This is a genomic window from Methylobacterium sp. 77 (assembly GCF_000372825.1).
GTDB lineage: Bacteria > Pseudomonadota > Alphaproteobacteria > Rhizobiales > Beijerinckiaceae > Methylobacterium.
Genome location: NZ_KB910516.1, coordinates 3,233,150 through 3,250,365 on the forward strand (window position 1 = coordinate 3,233,150; position 17,216 = coordinate 3,250,365).

At 67.4% G+C, this 17,216-nt stretch carries 18 protein-coding genes; 7 read left to right on the forward strand and 11 right to left on the reverse strand.

Annotation, left to right across the window (positions count from 1 at the left end; translation table 11 throughout):
- Nucleotides 1–401: 401 nt before the first annotated feature.
- A complete protein-coding gene (locus A3OK_RS0115355) occupies nt 402–1,943 on the forward strand; it encodes a Dyp-type peroxidase (RefSeq protein WP_019905778.1) in 1,542 nt (513 codons plus the stop codon).
- Between the two features lie 45 nt (nt 1,944–1,988).
- On the opposite strand, the gene A3OK_RS0115360 is transcribed toward A3OK_RS0115355, so the two are convergent.
- Nucleotides 1,989–2,861, reverse strand: a complete 873-nt coding sequence (locus A3OK_RS0115360; protein WP_019905779.1) for an SDR family NAD(P)-dependent oxidoreductase — start codon at nt 2,859–2,861, stop codon at nt 1,989–1,991.
- A gap of 142 nt (nt 2,862–3,003) precedes the next feature.
- Between A3OK_RS0115360 and A3OK_RS0115365 the strand changes: the two genes are divergently transcribed.
- The gene (locus tag A3OK_RS0115365) at nt 3,004–4,515 is read left to right on the forward strand and encodes a L,D-transpeptidase family protein (RefSeq protein WP_019905780.1); all 1,512 of its coding nucleotides are present in this window, start codon (nt 3,004–3,006) and stop codon (nt 4,513–4,515) included.
- A 13-nt stretch (nt 4,516–4,528) separates the two neighbouring features.
- Here A3OK_RS0115365 and A3OK_RS24070 read toward each other — a convergent pair whose 3' ends face one another.
- The 3 genes from A3OK_RS24070 to A3OK_RS0115380 all read right to left on the reverse strand — a co-directional run bounded on the left by A3OK_RS24070 (nt 4,529) and on the right by A3OK_RS0115380 (nt 6,665).
- Nucleotides 4,529–4,903 (reverse strand): VOC family protein, encoded by a 375-nt coding sequence (locus A3OK_RS24070; protein WP_019905781.1) that lies wholly within the window; start codon nt 4,901–4,903, stop codon nt 4,529–4,531.
- 191 nt (nt 4,904–5,094) lie between these two features.
- Complete coding sequence (locus tag A3OK_RS0115375; RefSeq protein ID WP_019905782.1) at nt 5,095–5,457, reverse strand: hypothetical protein; 363 nt, start codon at nt 5,455–5,457, stop codon at nt 5,095–5,097.
- A gap of 155 nt (nt 5,458–5,612) precedes the next feature.
- A complete protein-coding gene (locus tag A3OK_RS0115380; RefSeq protein ID WP_051092929.1) occupies nt 5,613–6,665 on the reverse strand; it encodes an alpha/beta hydrolase in 1,053 nt (350 codons plus the stop codon).
- 206 nt (nt 6,666–6,871) lie between these two features.
- Here A3OK_RS0115380 and meaB point away from each other — a divergent pair, with 206 nt between their 5' ends.
- The 3 genes from meaB to A3OK_RS0115395 all read left to right on the forward strand — a co-directional run bounded on the left by meaB (nt 6,872) and on the right by A3OK_RS0115395 (nt 8,977).
- Nucleotides 6,872–7,876, forward strand: coding sequence for a methylmalonyl Co-A mutase-associated GTPase MeaB (gene meaB, locus A3OK_RS0115385; protein WP_019905784.1), 1,005 nt, complete (start codon nt 6,872–6,874; stop codon nt 7,874–7,876).
- On the forward strand, nt 7,873–8,505 hold the full coding sequence (locus A3OK_RS0115390; protein WP_019905785.1) for a hypothetical protein: 633 nt from the start codon (nt 7,873–7,875) through the stop codon (nt 8,503–8,505). The genes meaB and A3OK_RS0115390 overlap by 4 nt, the downstream gene beginning before the upstream one ends.
- A 127-nt stretch (nt 8,506–8,632) precedes the next feature.
- On the forward strand, nt 8,633–8,977 hold the full coding sequence (locus A3OK_RS0115395) for a CsbD family protein (RefSeq protein ID WP_019905786.1): 345 nt from the start codon (nt 8,633–8,635) through the stop codon (nt 8,975–8,977).
- Nucleotides 8,978–9,050: 73 nt separating this feature from the next.
- Here A3OK_RS0115395 and A3OK_RS0115400 read toward each other — a convergent pair whose 3' ends face one another.
- The 5 genes from A3OK_RS0115400 to A3OK_RS0115420 all read right to left on the reverse strand — a co-directional run bounded on the left by A3OK_RS0115400 (nt 9,051) and on the right by A3OK_RS0115420 (nt 12,546).
- Nucleotides 9,051–9,437, reverse strand: coding sequence for a DUF4279 domain-containing protein (locus A3OK_RS0115400; RefSeq protein ID WP_019905787.1), 387 nt, complete (start codon nt 9,435–9,437; stop codon nt 9,051–9,053).
- A gap of 73 nt (nt 9,438–9,510) precedes the next feature.
- A complete protein-coding gene (locus A3OK_RS0115405) occupies nt 9,511–9,780 on the reverse strand; it encodes a hypothetical protein (protein ID WP_019905788.1) in 270 nt (89 codons plus the stop codon).
- A gap of 33 nt (nt 9,781–9,813) precedes the next feature.
- Nucleotides 9,814–10,599, reverse strand: coding sequence for a 3-hydroxybutyrate dehydrogenase (locus A3OK_RS0115410; RefSeq protein ID WP_026597300.1), 786 nt, complete (start codon nt 10,597–10,599; stop codon nt 9,814–9,816).
- A 26-nt stretch (nt 10,600–10,625) separates the two neighbouring features.
- Entirely contained in the window at nt 10,626–11,369 is a 744-nt protein-coding gene (locus A3OK_RS0115415) for an acetoacetate decarboxylase (RefSeq protein WP_019905790.1), read from the reverse strand.
- A 37-nt stretch (nt 11,370–11,406) separates the two neighbouring features.
- Complete coding sequence (locus A3OK_RS0115420; protein WP_019905791.1) at nt 11,407–12,546, reverse strand: patatin-like phospholipase family protein; 1,140 nt, start codon at nt 12,544–12,546, stop codon at nt 11,407–11,409.
- Nucleotides 12,547–12,858: 312 nt separating this feature from the next.
- On the opposite strand from A3OK_RS0115420, the gene A3OK_RS0115425 reads away from it, so the two are divergent.
- Nucleotides 12,859–13,821, forward strand: a complete 963-nt coding sequence (locus tag A3OK_RS0115425) for an acetyl-CoA carboxylase carboxyltransferase subunit alpha (protein WP_019905792.1) — start codon at nt 12,859–12,861, stop codon at nt 13,819–13,821.
- A 392-nt stretch (nt 13,822–14,213) separates the two neighbouring features.
- The gene (locus tag A3OK_RS22885) at nt 14,214–15,779 is read left to right on the forward strand and encodes a murein L,D-transpeptidase family protein (protein ID WP_245259440.1); all 1,566 of its coding nucleotides are present in this window, start codon (nt 14,214–14,216) and stop codon (nt 15,777–15,779) included.
- A gap of 81 nt (nt 15,780–15,860) precedes the next feature.
- Here A3OK_RS22885 and A3OK_RS0115435 read toward each other — a convergent pair whose 3' ends face one another.
- Entirely contained in the window at nt 15,861–16,103 is a 243-nt protein-coding gene (locus A3OK_RS0115435) for a hypothetical protein (protein ID WP_019905794.1), read from the reverse strand.
- A gap of 131 nt (nt 16,104–16,234) precedes the next feature.
- Entirely contained in the window at nt 16,235–16,951 is a 717-nt protein-coding gene (locus A3OK_RS0115440) for a PhoH family protein (RefSeq protein WP_026597301.1), read from the reverse strand.
- Nucleotides 16,952–17,216: the final 265 nt, after the last annotated feature.

Below are 17,216 nucleotides of genomic sequence, written 5' to 3' on the forward strand. Positions count from 1 at the left end.
GTGGCACCGCATCTTCGATTCGATCCTCCTGCCCCAGCCGTCGAACCGGTCACAAGACCGCAATACTTCCGCATAAACATTGATCGTTATCAATTTACACTAACATAGTTGAATACGTTTCGATATTTTTCTCGGTCAATAGCCTCTCATTTCCAAAGAGCCATGCCGCCAAAACGGCAGGCGACCTGAGATTGTGGCCGGTCTCTCCGTCGGCCGCACAGGTTGAGACGTGCCCACGGGCCTCATGACGCGGCGGAACGACCGCGTTCACGGGAGGTCCGGAATCCAGAACGATGCGGATCCGGCGCATCCGGTCGTCTGAAAATATCATGTCATCGCAATGATCTAGCCCATCGCGCCCGGATGCCGGGTCGGTGCGAGCAACCTGAAAGGAATGCCACATGGCCCGTGATCTCGAGGCAGAGCCGCTCTTTCCGCTCGACGTGATCCAGGGTGACATCCTGGCCGGCCTGCCCAAGCGCCATGAACATCTGATGTTCTTCACCATCACCGATCCGGTGTCGTTCAAGTCATTCCTCAAGACCTTGCACGTGACCAGCATGGAGGATTGTCTCGACGATCGGGACAACATCGCCGCACAGAAGCTCATCAACTCACAACTCGTGCCGACACCCGGACTGAACGTGGCGTTCACCTTCGCGGGCCTGACGAGGTTGAATGTCGACGGGGCCGCCCAGATGAGCGGGGCCGACGCCTACAGGAACGGGATGGCGAGCCGCGAGGCGATCCTGCTGGATCCGCCCTCGTCGAGCTGGAAGACGCTCAGGCCCGATCCCAACCTCCACGGCGTCTTCATCGTCACCGGCGCCTCGCATGCGGAAGTCGTCGACGTCATGTCGCTGCGCCTGGTTCCGCCCGGTGCGAACGGATGGGCCCTGCTGTTCGAGGAGGTCGGCACGGTGCGACCCGAGCCGGTGGTGGGACACGAGCATTTCGGCTACGCGGACGGCGTCTCCCAGCCCGGCGTGCGCGGCCGAACAGGGCGCGGCACCCCCTTTCATCCCACCGTCGATGGCGGTCAGGACAATCAGGCGGCCCTGGGCCAGGATCTTCTGTGGCCGGGCGAGTTCGTGTTCGGCTTCCCGGGGCAGAATGCGGGCGCTCCGAATTTCGAGGTCCAGGGCCCGGTCAAGGAACCGCCGATCCCGTTCATGAACCACGGGGCCTATCTCGTGATCCGGCGCCTCGCCCAGTTCGTTCCGGAGTTCAACGCCTCGGTGAAGACCGCGTCCGCGGCGATTCCCGCCGGGGCGGACCGGGCCGATCCCGATCTCCTCGGCGCCCAGATGGTCGGGCGCTGGAAGAGCGGCGCGGCGCTCATCAACGCACCCAGGGCGAACGACCGCACGGTGGGCGACAACACGCCGAGAGCCAACGCGTTCGAGTTCGGAGGCGACCGCGAGGGCGTCGTCTGCCCCTGGGCGGCCCATATCCGCAAGGCCTACCCGCGCGACGATGTCCGGCACGACCTCGACCCCGGCGATGGCGCTGTCGCCGCAGCCGAGGCGTTCACCCAGACCCACCGCATGATGCGCCGGGGGATTTCGTTCGGCCCCGAAGTCACGGAGGCGGAGGCCCTGTCCGGCATTTCCGGAGCGAAGGACGCGTCCGGCGCCACCGATGCGAACAGTGAGGCTAGGCTGTCCCGTGGCTTGCTGTTCAAATGCTACGTGACCTCGATCGACGACCAGTTCGAATTCGTCCAGCAGCAATGGTGCAACGCCGTCGATTTCTCGCAGCCGGATAGCGGCATCGATCCGATCATCGGACAATCGGCCGCGGCCATCCGTCCGTTCAAGGGTGCGGCACCGTTATCCCAGGTGGCGGCGAACAAACCGGACCTCGACCTGCGGAACTTCGTCGAGATGCAGGGCGGCGAATACTTCTTCGCCCCTTCCATTCCGGCGATGAAGGGACTGTGACGACGGGGCCGGCGCATCCTGACACGGCACCCGGGGCGGCATCACTCACGGCGTCTTCAGGACATCCGCGAACCGCTCGGCATAGTCCGGGTGCCAGCGCGAGAGTGCCGGCCGGTTCTCGATGACGTCGCCCGCCGCCCAGGCGATGCGTTTCTCGTCCTGCCCGCGGGTGGTCTCGTTGTCGGGGCAGAGGATGTAGAAATCGCCCCGTCCCATGGCCTCGACCATGAACTCCACCGTCTCCTCCGGTGTCCAGGCGCCCTCGGGCTTCTCGGCGACGCCACGTGCCCGGGTGAGCCCGGTATAGACGAAACCGGGGATGAGGAGATGGGCGCTCACCTTGCCCTCCTCGCTGCCGCGACGATCTTCCCGCGTACGAAGATCTTCCCGCGTACGGAGATCATGGGCCAGAGCCTCGGCGAGCACTTTCACCCCCGCCTTCGAGACGTTGTAGGGCGTGTTGCCCGGCGGCGTGGTGATGCCCTGTTTCGAGCCGGTGACGACGATCGCGCCGGGCCGGTCCGCCTCGATCATCGCGGGCGCGAAGGCCTGGATGCCGTTGACGACGCCCCAGAGGTTGGTGTCGAGGATGCGCCGCCACGTGGCCTCGTCCGAGAACAGCGTGCCGCCCGCCTCGATGCCGGCATTGAGCATGACCAGCGCGGGCGCTTCTCCCGCCGCCTCACGCAGGGCCTCCATGTCCTCGCGCCGTCCGACATCGGTCGGACAGGCCAGAACCTCCGCACCCGCCGCCGCGATCTCGGCTCGGGCCGCCTCCAGCGCCTCGCCGGGCAGGTCGGCGAGAACGACGCGCATGCCGGCCGTGGCGAAGTGTTTGGCGGCGGCGAGCCCGATGCCGCTCGCCCCACCGGTCACGACGGCCGTACCGCCGGTTCGGATCGCGGGATGATGAATCATGGTCGGGGCTCCTGCCGATGTCGCGTCCGGCGGAAAGTAGGGCGCTGCCGCCGGCTCCGTCAGGGCCTCGGGTCGGAGACGGGAGGGACTTGGTAACCATCCACCCGCATGATCCGGCTTCATCTGCTCAAGAGGACTGCCTGTGTCGTCGCGTCGCGTCGCGTTCCCCTCGATCCTGCGTGGCGGCCTGTCGCCGCTCGCGCTGATGCTGTGCTTCACCGGAGCACGGGCCGAACCGGCACCGCTTCCGACTCCCCCGGACCCATTGCCGGCCGCCAAGCCCGCGCCCCGGCCGGAGGCGCCCCCGAGGCAGGACGCTCTCCCCAACGCGGGCGCGATGCCGGTCCCCCTGGCTCAGGGCGCCGAGCCGGCACCGAGGAAATCGCGGGAACTGCCTCCGCTCGTGGTGGCGCGCGTCTCGGACGATCCCGTTCCGACCCTAGCGCCCTCGACCTTCCTCGACACGTTCCGCATGGCCGAGCGCTACCAGGGCATCGTCGATGCCGGCGGCTGGGGCACGCTGCCCGCCGACCTGTCGATCAAGCCGGGCGCGCGCGACCCCAACATCCCGGCCCTGCGCCAGCACCTCGTGCTCACCGGCGACCTGCCGGCGGGCGTGCCGAGTTCGGACCAGCTCGACCCCGTCCTGGTCTCGGCGGTGAAGGCGTTCCAGGCCCGCCACGGGCTGCCCGAGACCGGCTTCGTCGGCCGTCAGACGGTGACCGCGCTCAACGTGCCGGCAGCCACGCGCCAGCGCCAGCTCTCGGCCTCGGCCACCCGGCAGATCGGCTCGAACTTCCCCTATGGCGACCGCTACGTGGTGGTGAACATCCCCTCCGCCACGGTGGAGGCGGTGGAGCACGGCATCGTCGTGCGCCGCTACGTGGCCGTGGTCGGCAAGCCCGACAAGGCGACGCCGCGGATCGAGGCGCGCATCACCGATGTGAACCTCAACCCGACCTGGACCCTGCCGGTCTCGATCATCAAGAAGGAGATCATTCCGAAGATGCGCAAGGATCCGGGCTACCTCGCCCGCGAGCGCATCCGCATTCTCGGCCCCGGCGGTGTCGAGGTCGATCCGACCACGATCGACTGGGCCGGCGAGAAGGCGGCGAATTACACGCTGCGCCAGGATTCCGGCCTCGACAACTCGCTCGGTCAGGTCCGCATCGACATGCCGAACAAGCAGGCGGTCTACATGCACGACACGCCGTCGAAATCGCTGTTCGCGCGCGAGGTCCGGTTCCACTCGCATGGCTGCGTGCGGGTGGCGCAGGTGAAGGAACTGGCGGGCTGGCTCCTCGACGGCACGCCCGGCCCGAATGGAGCCGGCTCGACCTGGGGTCCGATCGAGATCGAGACCAGCATCGCCACCAACGAGCGCCTCGACATCAAGCTGCCGAAGCAGATCCCGGTGACGTTCGTCTACCTGACCGGCTACGCCACGCCGGACGGCCGCGCCCATTTTCGCGATGACATCTACGGTATCGACAGCCCGGCGGTGCCGATGCCGGACGTCGTCACGACGGGGTCGATCGAGCCGAAGAGGCCGGTTCTCATCGCTCCCGCGAAGCCGGCCGGCGGCAGCCTGCTTCCTCCCGGCCTCCTCCCGCCCGGCCAGATCCCGGACAAGGCGGCACGGCCGGCGAACTGACGTTTCCGCCGGGTCAGCCGCGCTGCAGGATCTCGATGCGGACCCCGTCCGGTCCATCGAGGAAGGCGGTGCGTAGCCCCGGCTTCACATCGGTGACGTCGAACACGAAGCCGATTCCGCGCTGCTTCAGATCGGCGACCGTCGTCGCGATGTCGTCGACGGCGAGGCCGATATGCTCGATGCCCCGGTTCGGCGGCTTAGCCGGCGGGCCGGCCTCGGGCGCCTGCTCGATGAAGAGGGTGAGCCCGCCGAGATCGAGGACGATGCGCGTCACGGCGGAAGCGCCTTCGCGGCTGAGTTCGCGAGCCCCGAAGAACGCGACATAGAAGCCGGCGGCCTTCACGCAATCCGCGCTGCGGAGGTGGAGGTGTTCGAAGCGGAAAGTCATGACGATCCTCGCTCATGCCGGCTTTAGCGCCTGCCGGTTTTAGTATCTGCCGGCCTCGGCGTCCGCCGGCCCCGCCCGTCGCAGGCAGGAAGGCCCCGCCCGTTTCCGGGCGAGGCCTTGGTAGAATCCCAGGCAGAACAGGTCCCGTGGGGAACCGGGCCGCTCAGATGTCGGGGTTCGGGACCCGGGCCTCAGGAATCGAGGCCGGCCTCCTCGTCGATATCGACCAGGAACACGATGTCCGCATCGTCCTCGCCATCTTCGTCCTCGTCCTCATCGGGCTCTTCGGCGCTCTTGGCGTGGCGCATGTCGGGCTCGAACGGGGCGTCCTCCTCCGAATCGTCCTCGGCCAGCGCATCCTCAAAGATCTCGATCTCGTCCTCGGTGGCGGGGCGGATCTTGAGCTCGGACGTGCCGTTCCACAAAGCCTTTCCTTCGGACTTCATGGCCTGGATGTCCTCCTTGAAGCCATCGCAGGTGAAGAGGTCACGGGCGACCTCCTCGGAGCCGTTGATGACCGCGATGGCCACGCCATCGATATCCAGTGTGAACATCGCACAATCCTCATTCTGGGCGCGCCGGAAAGGCGGCCGCGTCGGCGAGGGAATCGTCAGCCCGACCGCCGCCCGTTTAGGGGCGAACGGACGCGAGGCCAAGGGCCGTCGCCGCGCATCATCGCCTTATCCGACGCTCAGACTCGATCCGACGCTCAGACTCCGCCGGCCGCGCGCCCGATCGCGCGCTTGACCACACCCTGCACGTCCGGATTCGACAGAAACAGGTCGTGGTTGATCAGGCCGCCGCCGTAATCGGAGGCGTCGGCGACCCGCACGCCCAGAGCCTCGAGCCGCTCGCGGTCGGCCGCACCCGCGCGGACGATGCCGCCCGCGATGGCGCCGGAGAGCTCCAGCGCCCTGTCGTTGGTGGAGGAGATCACCGTGATCTTCGACACGTCCGGCCCCATCCGTTCCACCGCCCCGGTGAACAGGTCGATGTCGATGTCGGGGGCGGCGAGCACGATAGCGCCGATCCGCGCCATCGCCGCCTCGCCGGCCTCGGCGCGCAGCATGCGGATGGTCTCGAGGGTCAGCAGCGTCCCCATGGAATGGGCGACGATGTTGATCCGCCCGCCGCTCGGCGACGCCGCCAGCGCCTTGAGGAGATCCTCGAACGCGTCGCGGGACCACAGGGCGCTCTCGCGGTCGTACCCGTAATCGAAGGTCGCGGCGGCCGAGGGCCAGGTGAACAGGCCCGACGCGCCGCGGAACCGAATACCGTCGGAGAGCTTGGCGGCGCTGACGGCGGCGGAGGCGAAGCTCTCGCGGTAGCCGTGGACGTAGATCAGCACGTCGCGCCCGAAGGCGGCCTGGGTGAAGGCGGCCGCCGCGCCGGCTCCCGTCTCGACCTGCGGCACCGACGTCACCGCCCAGTCGCCGCTGACCACGGAGGAGACCTTGCCGATGAGCGAACGGTCGGGCGCCGACAGGCGCACTTCGGCGAAGCTCAGGCCGCGACCGCGCTCGGAGCTGAAATACGGGCTCTTCGGCGGATTGCCCACGGGCTTGCGCGTCGTCGCCACCAGCAGGATCGGGCTGACGTCGAGATTCGACTGGCGCTCCGGGGCGGTGCCCCCGGTGACGAGGCCGTCGGTGACGCAGCCGGCGAGTCCGGGCGTCACGCTGGCGACGCCCATGAGGGCGGCGGCGCGGATCAGCGAGCGGCGGGTCGGCAATGGCGCCCCAATCAGGTGGTTTCGGATCATGGCGTGCTGGCGGCCTCGTGATGGCCCGGCGCTTGAGTCCCGGCCCTCTCGTCCTACCCTGTCGGCGACGATCGTGACCATGGCAGGGCACGAGCGTGGCGGGAGACGATGTGAATAGCGGGCAGAGGCCGGCCTGTGGCCTGGGGGGAACAGGCCTCCCCAGCCCAAAACCACGCGCCCCCTCGACGAAACCGGACCGGCCCGGCATGAAGGGGCTCATGGCTCTTCCTTCCTCTCTCGACCTCGATTCCCTGCGCGAACGGCTGCTCGCGGGCGACCGTGCGGCTCTGGCGCGCGCGATCACGCTCGCGGAATCGAAACGGGCCGATCACCGCGCGGTGGCGCGCGACCTGATCGACGCGGTGCTGCCGCAGACCGGCACGGCGATCCGCGTCGGCATCACCGGCGTGCCGGGGGTCGGCAAGTCCACCACGATCGACAATCTCGGCGCCAACCTCACGGCGGCCGGCCACAAGGTGGCGGTGCTGGCGGTGGACCCGTCCTCCAGCCGCACCGGCGGCTCGATCCTCGGCGACAAGACAAGGATGGCGCAGCTGGCGCTCGATCCCAACGCGTTCATCCGTCCGTCCCCGTCCTCTGGTACCCTCGGCGGAGTGGCGGCCAAGACCCGAGAGACCATGCTGCTCTGCGAGGCGGCGGGGTTCGACGTGATCCTGGTGGAGACGGTGGGCGTCGGCCAGTCGGAGACGGCGGTGGCCGACCTCACCGACTTCTTCCTGGTTCTGATGCTGCCGGGCGCCGGCGACGAGTTGCAGGGCATCAAGAAGGGCATCCTCGAACTCGCCGACATGATCGCGGTCAACAAGGCCGACGAGGGCGAGGGCGAGCGCCGGGCCAATGTCGCGGCCGGCGAATACCGGGCGGCGCTCCACATCCTCAGCGCCCCGAGTTCGAGCTGGACGCCTCCCGTCGTCACGATCTCCGGGCTCAACAACAAGCGCCTCGACGCGCTCTGGGACAAGGTGGTCGACCACCGCAACAAGCTCACCGCCACGGGCGAGATCGCCAAGAAGCGCCGCGCGCAGGACGTGAAGTGGATGTGGGCCCTCGTCCACGAGCGCCTGCACCAGCGCCTCGTCAGCTCGCCGGAGGTGCGAAAGCAGACCGCCGAGGCGGAAGCCGGCGTGGCGCGGGGCGAATCCTCGCCGGCCGCCGGCGCGGAGGCCATCGCGACGCTCATCGGGTTGTGACGCGCGAGCACCTGCTCGTCACCGGCTTCGGCCCGTTCCCGGGCATGCCGCGCAACCCGAGCGAGAGCCTGGCCCGGCAGGTGGGGAGGCTCGGCCGGCATGGGATCGCCGGCTTTCCGGTGCGCACGCTCGTCCTGCGGACCTCCTACGCGGCGCTTCCCGAGATGCTGGAGCCGGCCCTCGCCGAGAACCCGGCGGCCGTGCTGATGATCGGCGTCGCCGGCCGCGCGAAAAGGGTCCGGGTCGAGGCGCGAGCGCTCAACCGGGTGAGCCGGCTGTTTCCCGACGCGTCGGGACGGATGCCGGCCGGGCTCCGGCTCGACCGGCAGGGACCGGACCAGCGCGTCGCCCCGCTCGCGGCCCGCGCCCTCGTCGGCTTGCGGCGCCATGGGGTCGCGGCGATCTCCTCTGTGAATGCCGGGCGCTACCTCTGCAACGCCAATTATTTTCGCGCGCTGGCCGAGCCCTGTCCGGTCCTGTTCCTCCACATTCCTCCGGCGCGGCCGGCCTGGCGGCGGCTCTCGTCTCCCGCGCGCAAGCGGCGCGATCCCCTAGCCGTTCTCCCGAGGGCAGTGGCCGAGATGGGACGCCTTCTGCTCGTCGCCGCCCGAGGCCGACACCGCGCGTAAACCGGTCCCTCAAGAAAATCGCCTCGCGATGGTGCGCTTGGCCGGCTCGCACGTTCTGTGACCATCGGATGCGGGCGCCGCCTTGGAAGTGCCGCCGACGCGTCCTCGATTCTGAAGGAGCAGATCAATGGTTGATACGGATCGCATCGTCGGAGCGGCCAAGGACCTCGGCGGCCAGGCGCAGAGCGCCATTGGCGATGCCGTAGGATCGTCGCGGGCGTCGGCGGAAGGCCGTTACCGCGAGGCCGAAGGGCGCGCCCAGGAGGTCTACGGGCAGGCCAAGGATACCCTGCGCGGCGTCGCCGACAACGTCTCGGATTATGCCGGTGATGCCTACGACCGTGGCGGCACCTATGTCCGCGATGGCGCCCGCGCCGTGGAGAGCCGCGTCGAGGAGAACCCGCTCATCGCCCTCGTGATCGCCGGCGCCGTCGGCTACGGCCTCGCCCTGCTCCTGCACGGCCGCCGCTGAGCCTTCACTTTATCCTTGAACGAGCCCGCCCCGTCATGCCGACGGGGCGGGTTTTTGTTGCGATCCGGGCGCCTCACTCGGAAAACGACCCGTAGATATCCAGCCCCAACCGCAGTCCACGTTCGCACAGCAGACTCAAGACCTCGGGGAAGAGTTCGGTCCCCTCGTTACTCTCAGACAGGAACAGGCCACAGAAGACGTCGCACCGGTAGCGGCGAGACAACGCTGTCCAGACCGTGAGATCGCCTGTGAGGTCATCGAAGAGCGTCATGATTTTCGCATTGAGATCGCCCGGAACGTCGTCGCCGACGGAGAGGTGCCACGACCCCGAACGCGCAACGATACTGCGCGACCGAGCCGGACGCACATCACCCTTACGGGTGCAAAAAGTCGGGGGACGTCCGAGCAAGGCGGTGATCTCGGCCGGGTCCAGATCATCTCCCACGACGCGAAGGCTCACGGCCGTTCGATCCAATTCAGCCAAACGCTCGGCGTCTCCCCTACCTGCCTACTTCTGCCAATCGAGACGTCCATTACATCGGAACAGCCTGGTCCTGCTCCTCGCCGAGCTGGCGAATGACGGTGGCCAGCTCGGCCTCGTCCGAGTCCACATCCTCGTTGCCCTTGAAGCGCGAGAATTCGACGTGTCCGTCCTCGAACACATCGATCTCCACGCGCTCCCCGACCACCGTGACGCTGATCATCACGCTGTCGTCCCGGTGCCGGTCCACGCGGAACCAGAGCCGCTGGGCCTCGAGAAGACGTAGGATCCGATAGAGCGGATGGCTCAGGGGCCCTCCCATCCTTCGGATCCCTCCGTCGCTCGAATGTCCCGCTTACTGCGCCGTCCAGCCGCCATCCATCGGGATGTTGGCGCCGGTGATCTGGCTGGCGCCGTCAGAGCACAGGAACACCGCCAAAGCCGCCACCTGCTCCACCGTCACAAATTCCTTGGTCGGCTGGGCCGCCAGCAGCACGTCGTTCATGACCTGCTCCTTGGTCAGGCCCCGCGCCTTCATCGTGTCGGGAATCTGCGCCTCGACCAGCGGCGTCCAGACGTAGCCCGGCGAGATGCAGTTGACGGTGATGCCGTGGGTGGCGAGTTCGAGGGCCGCGGTCTTGGTGAGGCCGGCGATGCCGTGCTTGGCCGAGACGTAGGCGGACTTGAACGGCGAGGCGACCAGCGAATGCGCCGAGGCCGTGTTGATGATCCGGCCCCATTTGCGGCTCTTCATGCCGGGGATGGCATAGCGCATCGTGTAGAAGGCCGAGGAGAGGTTGAGCGCGATGATCTGCTCCCACTTCTCCGGCGGGAAATCCTCGATCGGCGAGACGAACTGCACGCCGGCATTGTTCACGAGCACGTCGACCGAGCCGAAGGTCTCCTCGCCGAGGCGGATCAGCCCCTCGATCTCGCCGGGCTTGGTCAGGTCGGCCGGCGAATAGGCCGCCTTCACGCCGAAATCGGCCTCGATCCCGGCGCGCTCCTTCTCGATGTCCTCGGGCTTGCCGAAGCCGTTGATGACAACGTTGGCGCCCTCCTTGGCGAAGGCGCGGGCATAGGCGAGGCCGATGCCGCTGGTGGACCCCGTGACGATGGCGGTCTTGGATGTCAGGATCATGGAGGCCTCTTCGGTCATCTGGGCGGTCAGGCGAGATAGTCGTGCAGCACCTGCCCGTAGGGCAATGTGAAGTCGACGACCATGTGCCGGCCGCCGACGATGCGGCGCACCGGCAGGTCGGCGACCCGGCAATTCACGTGTGGGATGAGGTCGAGGCGGGCCTCGCCGTCCCAGGCGCCGTGGACGGTGATGTCCTCCAGGCGATAGCCGACGAGCTGGGCCACCTTCGGGCCGCCGGTCACGTCGGGCAGGAGCTTGAGGTTCACGTTGAGCCGGCCGAGACCCGCCTTCACGGTGTCGAGCTCGTTTTCCAGGCTCTTGTGCTTGTAGGTCATGGTGCCCATCGCCACCCGCTCGTCGTCGTAATGCAGCGTGCCGGTGAGCGTGTCCTTCGTGACCTTGAGGCGGGGCACGCCCCATTTCTTCGGAAATCCCCAGATCTCGCGGCCCGCCGTGATCGGCGGCTCGTCGTCGAGATACATCTGGATCGAGAAGTTGCAGACCTCGCCGTTATAGGTGGCGATGGCGCCCGATCCGCTCTCCTCGTAATCGCCGAAACCGGAGGAATCCGGCATCTTCATCCACTCGTAATAGACGAGGTTCTCGGGATGCGGCTCCAGCGGCTCGGGCAGCGCCCGGCGCAGGGCCTCGGCATCGGTCTCGTAGGTGATGATGAGGTATTCGCGCCTGAGGAAGCGATACGGCCCGCGCGGATAGCTCGGGCTGAAGGCGGGCATCGAGGGGACGTGCAGGATCTCGTCGCGGGTCATGGCGTGGGGGGCTCCCGGATGGAGGGTCAGGACGGTCTCAGTCGCGGGCGTCCCGCGTCAGGTCGAACACCGCGACGCCGGTCTCGTCCTGCACCCGGTCGCGCCAAGCCGGCGCGCGCAGGGATCGGCGCATGTCGCCGACGCCCGCCGCCCAATGTTCGAGCATGGTGGCGCGGGAGAACTCGTAATCCTTCGAATTCCCCTCATAGGCTTTCCGGCGATAGATCAGCTGCATCACGGTGGTGAAGTTGGCGTGGGTGACCTGGCGCAGGTAGGTCACGTCCTCGTCGCTCATCAGCTCCGGCGGCAGCTTCTCGGCGAGGCGCCGGAACGCGGCCTTGGCCTGGCGTGCTTCGAGGTTCATGTCGGTGTTGAGCCGCGTTCGGCTCGAGAAGCGGATGTCCTTCTCGCGCTCGGCCGATTCGATCAGGTTGCGCGGCATCGGCCCGCGCGCCGCGAAGAGATCGACCTGATAGATCACGAGATCGCGGCTGCGCTCCTCGTCGAGAATGTATTGCAGCGGCGTGTTCGAGACGATGCCGCCGTCCCAATATTGCTCGCCGTCGATCGTCACCGGCGGGAAGCCCGGCGGCAACGCCCCCGAAGCCATCACGTGCTCGGGCGTGATCCGGTCGCAGCGATTGTCGAAATAGACGAAATTGCCGGTGCGCACGTTGACCGCGCCGATGCTGAGCCGGGTACGGCCCTCGTTGATGAGGTCGAAATCGACGAGCCGCTCCAGCGTCGCCTTGAGCGGAGCGGTGTCGTAATAGCTCAGCGCCTCGGGGGCACCGGGCGGATAGAACGTCGCCGGGGGGAAGCGCGGCGCGAAGAAGCCGGGCACGCCGAAGGTGGCGATCCAGTTGGCGCTGGCCTCGTTGAAGGCCGCCCGCGCCTGCTCGCCGGGGAACCAGGGCGAGCCCATCACGCCGGAGGAGACCTGCTCCCAGAACGCCCTCATCCGCTCGACGCGGCGCTCGGGCGGGTTTCCGGTGATCAGGGCCGCGTTGATCGCGCCGATGGAGATGCCCGCCACCCAGTCGGGCGCGATGTCCTCGGCCGCCAGCGTCTCGTAGATGCCGGCCTGATAGGAGCCGAGCGCACCGCCGCCCTGAAGCACGAGGACGTGGGATTCCCCGCTGGGAAACTGGGATTCGCCACTGGGAAACGCTGTCACGGGCGCGGACCTCTCCAGAGCGTCTCCCGACGCCGTGCACGGGCGTTGAGAATGGACGTCGAACGATGACGCCACAATGACCCAGGCCCCGGCTGATGGCTATGGTCTTGCAGCGCACCATCGTCAGGAGTCACGGCCTTCAAGCAAGGCGAAGGCCGGCTCGGAAAGCCGGGATGGTTGACAGGCGGTGCCGCTTCGCCAACACCCCGGCCCATCGCGGCTTTTCCCGCCCGCCCCGGCCGCCTCCCGTCGCCGTCGTCCCCGAGACGGCCTCCCGGCGCGCCCATGGCGACGAACAAGGATCTCTGACCGATGTCGGTGACGCGCTCCTATCTCGATTTCGAGAAGCCGGTGGCCGAGCTCGAATCCAAGCTGGAGGAGCTGAGGACCATGGCCGCCCGCGACGGCGCGGTCTCCATCAGCGATGAGGTCGGCCGGCTCGAGGGCAAGGCCGCGGCCGCCCTCTCGGACATCTACGCCACGCTGACGCCCTGGCAGAAGACGCAGGTGGCGCGCCATCCCCAGCGTCCGCACTTCATCGATTACTGCGCCGGGCTGATCACCGAGTTCACCCCGTTGGCGGGCGACCGCAATTACGGCGAGGACCAGGCCATCGTGGCCGGGTTCGGCCGCTTCGAGGGCCGCCCCGTCTGCGTGCTCGGCCAGGAGAAGGGCTCCACCACCGAGAGCCGCCTGCGCCACAATTTCGGGATGGCCAAGCCGGAGGGCTACCGCAAGGCGGTGCGGCTGATGGAGATGGCCAACCGCTTCGGCCTGCCCGTCCTCGCCTTCGTCGACACGGCCGGCGCCTTCCCCGGGATCGAGGCCGAGGAGCGCGGCCAGGCCGAGGCCATCGCCCGTTCCACCGAGGCCTGCCTGGCGCTCGGCGTGCCCAACGTCGCCGTCGTCATCGGCGAGGGCGGTTCGGGCGGCGCCATCGCGCTCGCCACGGCCAACCGCGTGCTGATGCTCGAACACGCGATCTACGGGGTGATCTCGCCCGAGGGCGCCGCCTCGATCCTGTGGCGCGACCAGGGACGGGCGGCGGATGCGGCCACCGCCATGAAGATCACGGCGCAGGACCTCCTCCGCCTCGGCATCATCGACGGCATCATCCCGGAAGCCACCGGCGGTGCGCATCGCGGTCGCGAAGCGGCGATCGCCAACACGGGCAAGGCCATCGCCAAGGCCCTGGCCGAGTTCGCCGGCCTGAGCCCCGACGAGATCCGCGATCGGCGTGCATCGAAGTTCCTCGATATCGGGCGGAAACTATAATCCTACGTTCCGTGCGTCGTTTTGGCGCATGAATCAGATGGAACCGATGAGGGTTTTGTTAAAACCCTCATCGCACCACGGCTCCGTGGCTTGAATCGCGGCGGCGAGCCTCTCCAGACATGGCTGCGGCACCGGAAATACCAGCGGAATCAAGCCGATTCCCCTCAGGGCGGGCTCTTTTCCCCGGCGGACCGAAAGACACTTTGCGGCAACTTGGTGCCCGTGGTGTGAGAGCCACCGAAATCCACACCCCGCCTCGCCGGCCATTTGCGTCTTCTTGCGGTAACAACCGGGTAAGTTTAACGACGCTATTGGGTTGGGGAGTGGCGTTCGACGGGCGAGATCCCGCGAGCGCATGAATGAGGACGGGGTTCCCCATGGCTTTGCGCCCGCTGGCTCTACGCTTGGCTACGGCTGCCGGTTTCGCTGCGCTCGCTCTCTCCGTCACCGCTTGCCAGGATGGCTCGATGAGCGGCGGCGTGCCGCTGCGGGCCCTGACACCCGTTCCCGCCAAGACCCTCGCGCTGATGGCGCAGAAGGGCATGGCGACCAACGATCCCATCCTGATCCGCGCCTATAAGAAGGAAGCGGAGATGGAAGTGTGGAAGCGCGGCGCGGGCGGCCAGTACGCGCTCCTTAAGACCTTTCCAATCTGCCGCTGGTCGGGCCAGCTCGGCCCCAAGACCAAGCAGGGCGACCGGCAGGCGCCGGAAGGCTTCTACACGGTGACGCCGGGGCAGATGAACCCGAACTCGTCGTATTATCTCTCGTTCGACACCGGCTACCCGAACACCTACGACCGGGCCAACGGCCGCACCGGCAACTACATCATGGTGCACGGCACCTGCTCGTCGTCGGGCTGTTTCGCCATGACCGACGAGTCGATGGGCGAGCTCTACGCCCTGGCGCGGGATTCCTTCGCCGGCGGGCAGCGCGCCTTCCAGTTCCAGTCCTACCCGTTCCGGATGACGGCGACGAACTTCGCCAAGTACCGCAACGACCCGAATGCGACGTTCTGGAAGAATCTGAAAGAGGGCTCGGATTATTTCGAGGCCCTGCGCGACGAGCCGCGGGTGAACGTGTGCGGGACGCGCTACGTCTTCGGCGGACAGGACGTGGCCGCCGGATCGTGCTCGCCCAAGGTCGACACTCTGGTCGCCGAGAAGCGGTCGCGCGACAACCACGACATCGCCGAACTCGTCGCCAAGGGGACGCCCGCGACCCGCGTCGTGTACGACGATGGCGGCCAGAACCCGGTCTTCCGGCCTCAGCCCCCCGCCTCGACCCTGGCCTTCGCCAACCTGACGAAGAAGGACGAGCCGGACGCGCCCTACGACCCGAAGGAATACGCGCGCCACCATCTCGGCGAGGTGAGCCGGCCCGAGAGCCTGGCTGCCGGCGAGCGCGAGGTCGAGATCGACGCCAAGGGGCGGCCGGTCATGCTGGCCGCCGCCGAGGCGCCGATCCCGACAAAGGCCGCAGCGGCCGCTCTCAAGGCGGGTTCCGACAAAACCAAACCCGGCAGCGTCGTCGCCAAGAAGGAGGCGGCTCCCGAGCCGCAGAAGCCGGCTCGCGTCATGGTCGCGGATGCCGACGTCGATTCACCCTCCTATACGAAGGTGCTGGGCAGCCTCTTCACCGGCAAGGCCGCGCCGGTTCCGGCGACGCCCTCGGCCGATGCCGCCACGATCCCCGCCGTCGCCGCCGCGGAGACGGTCCAGCCGCCGACGAAACCGGGCAAGCCGGTCCATACGGCCCATGCCGTGACGGCGCCGGTGGTCACGGGCGCGGTCGGGTCGAAGGCGAAGACGGTCGCCGAGCCCGCGAAGGCCGGCAAGGCCTCGGGCGGCCACTCCTCGCCTGCAGCCAAGGCGGGATCCTCCAAGGAAGCGTCGGCCAAGGACTCATCGGTGAAGGATGTTTCAGCGAAGGCCACGGCGGCGACGCCGAAGCTCTGAGCCCGGCAGTCCTCCACTCGTCGGCGACATAAAAAAAGGGCCCCGATCGGGGCCCTTTCCTCATTCGGATCGTCGATGCGATCACATGCGGTTCATGCGGCGATGCATCATCCGGTGACGCATGTGATGGCGGTGCATCTTCATGTGGTGACGGTGGTGCATCCGGCGATGCATGCGGCGATCGCCATGGTGCATCCGAACGGGGGTGACGGTCTCGGAGGAGGTAACGCCCATCGGCGCACCGGGGGCAGCCGAAGCGCTCGTCGCGAGGGCGGCAGCGCCGAGGCTTCCGACCATGGCGAGAGCGAAGATCAATTTTTTCATCGGGCGTTTCCGTTCTCTTTAAACCGAGCGCGACGCTCGGAATGATCTCCCCCGCTTGGGCTGGAGAGATGATTACCGCACGTCGAGACGCGCGGCGGGTCCGGTTCGACCCGCCGCTATCAACACTCAAGTCAGAGTTTCGTTTCCTCGAAAGCCCGAACCCATTCTGCGCAGATGCCCGAGCGAACGATGTCGTCGAGCGTGAATTCGACGATCGGGATCGGCATCATCCGGCTCTTGATGAGGTGGATGACGGTTCTGAGGCCCGACGTCTCGCGTAGATCGGTCTGAGACACGTCGCCGTTGATGATGACCTGGCAATCGTCGCCGATGCGGGTCAGGAACATCTTGATCTCGGCCGTGGTGGTGTTCTGCGCCTCGTCGAGGATCACGAGGCAGTTCTTGAAGGTGCGCCCGCGCATGACTTCGAACGGGACCACCTCGATGTCGCCGGTCTTCATGGCGATCTCGTAGGCGGCGTCGCCCATGCGCTCCTTCATCGTCTCGGTGAGAGGCGTGACCCAGGGTGCGATCTTCTCCTCGAGTGTGCCGGGGAAGAAGCCCAGCGAGCGGCCCGATGGGACGTTGGGACGGGTGATGATGACCTTGCCGATGCGGCGCTGGCGGAGCTGGTCGGCGGCGCGGGTTCCGGCGATGTAGGTCTTGCCGGTGCCGGCCGGTCCGAGGACGATGACCTGCTTGTTGACGGCGAGGGCGTCGAGATATTCCGCCTGCCGGTCGGTGAGTGGTTGGATCGGGCTTAAGTTACGCTCGTCGTCGAACCGGGTGCGGTGCAGCCGCACCGGGCGGTCCTCTACCAGCTCAAGTCGTGTGCGCCGTCTTTTCATCGATCAACACTCCAACTGGACTTGCCAACTAGGGTTCAACTGATCTTCGACCTGCTTACGCGTCCTGCCCTCGATAAGATTTGCTAAATGATGCCCCGTAATCCTTAACAAGACAATTCGATGGCAGGTCGGTCAGTTCCACAAGTCGCCACAACACCTGTGGACGACTTGGCCTAGGGACGATGCGGCACCCGAAGCCGTCGGCCGCGAATCAGCCACGCACACACCATGCCGCGCCGGCGGCGACAGGGGTATGACGGCACGA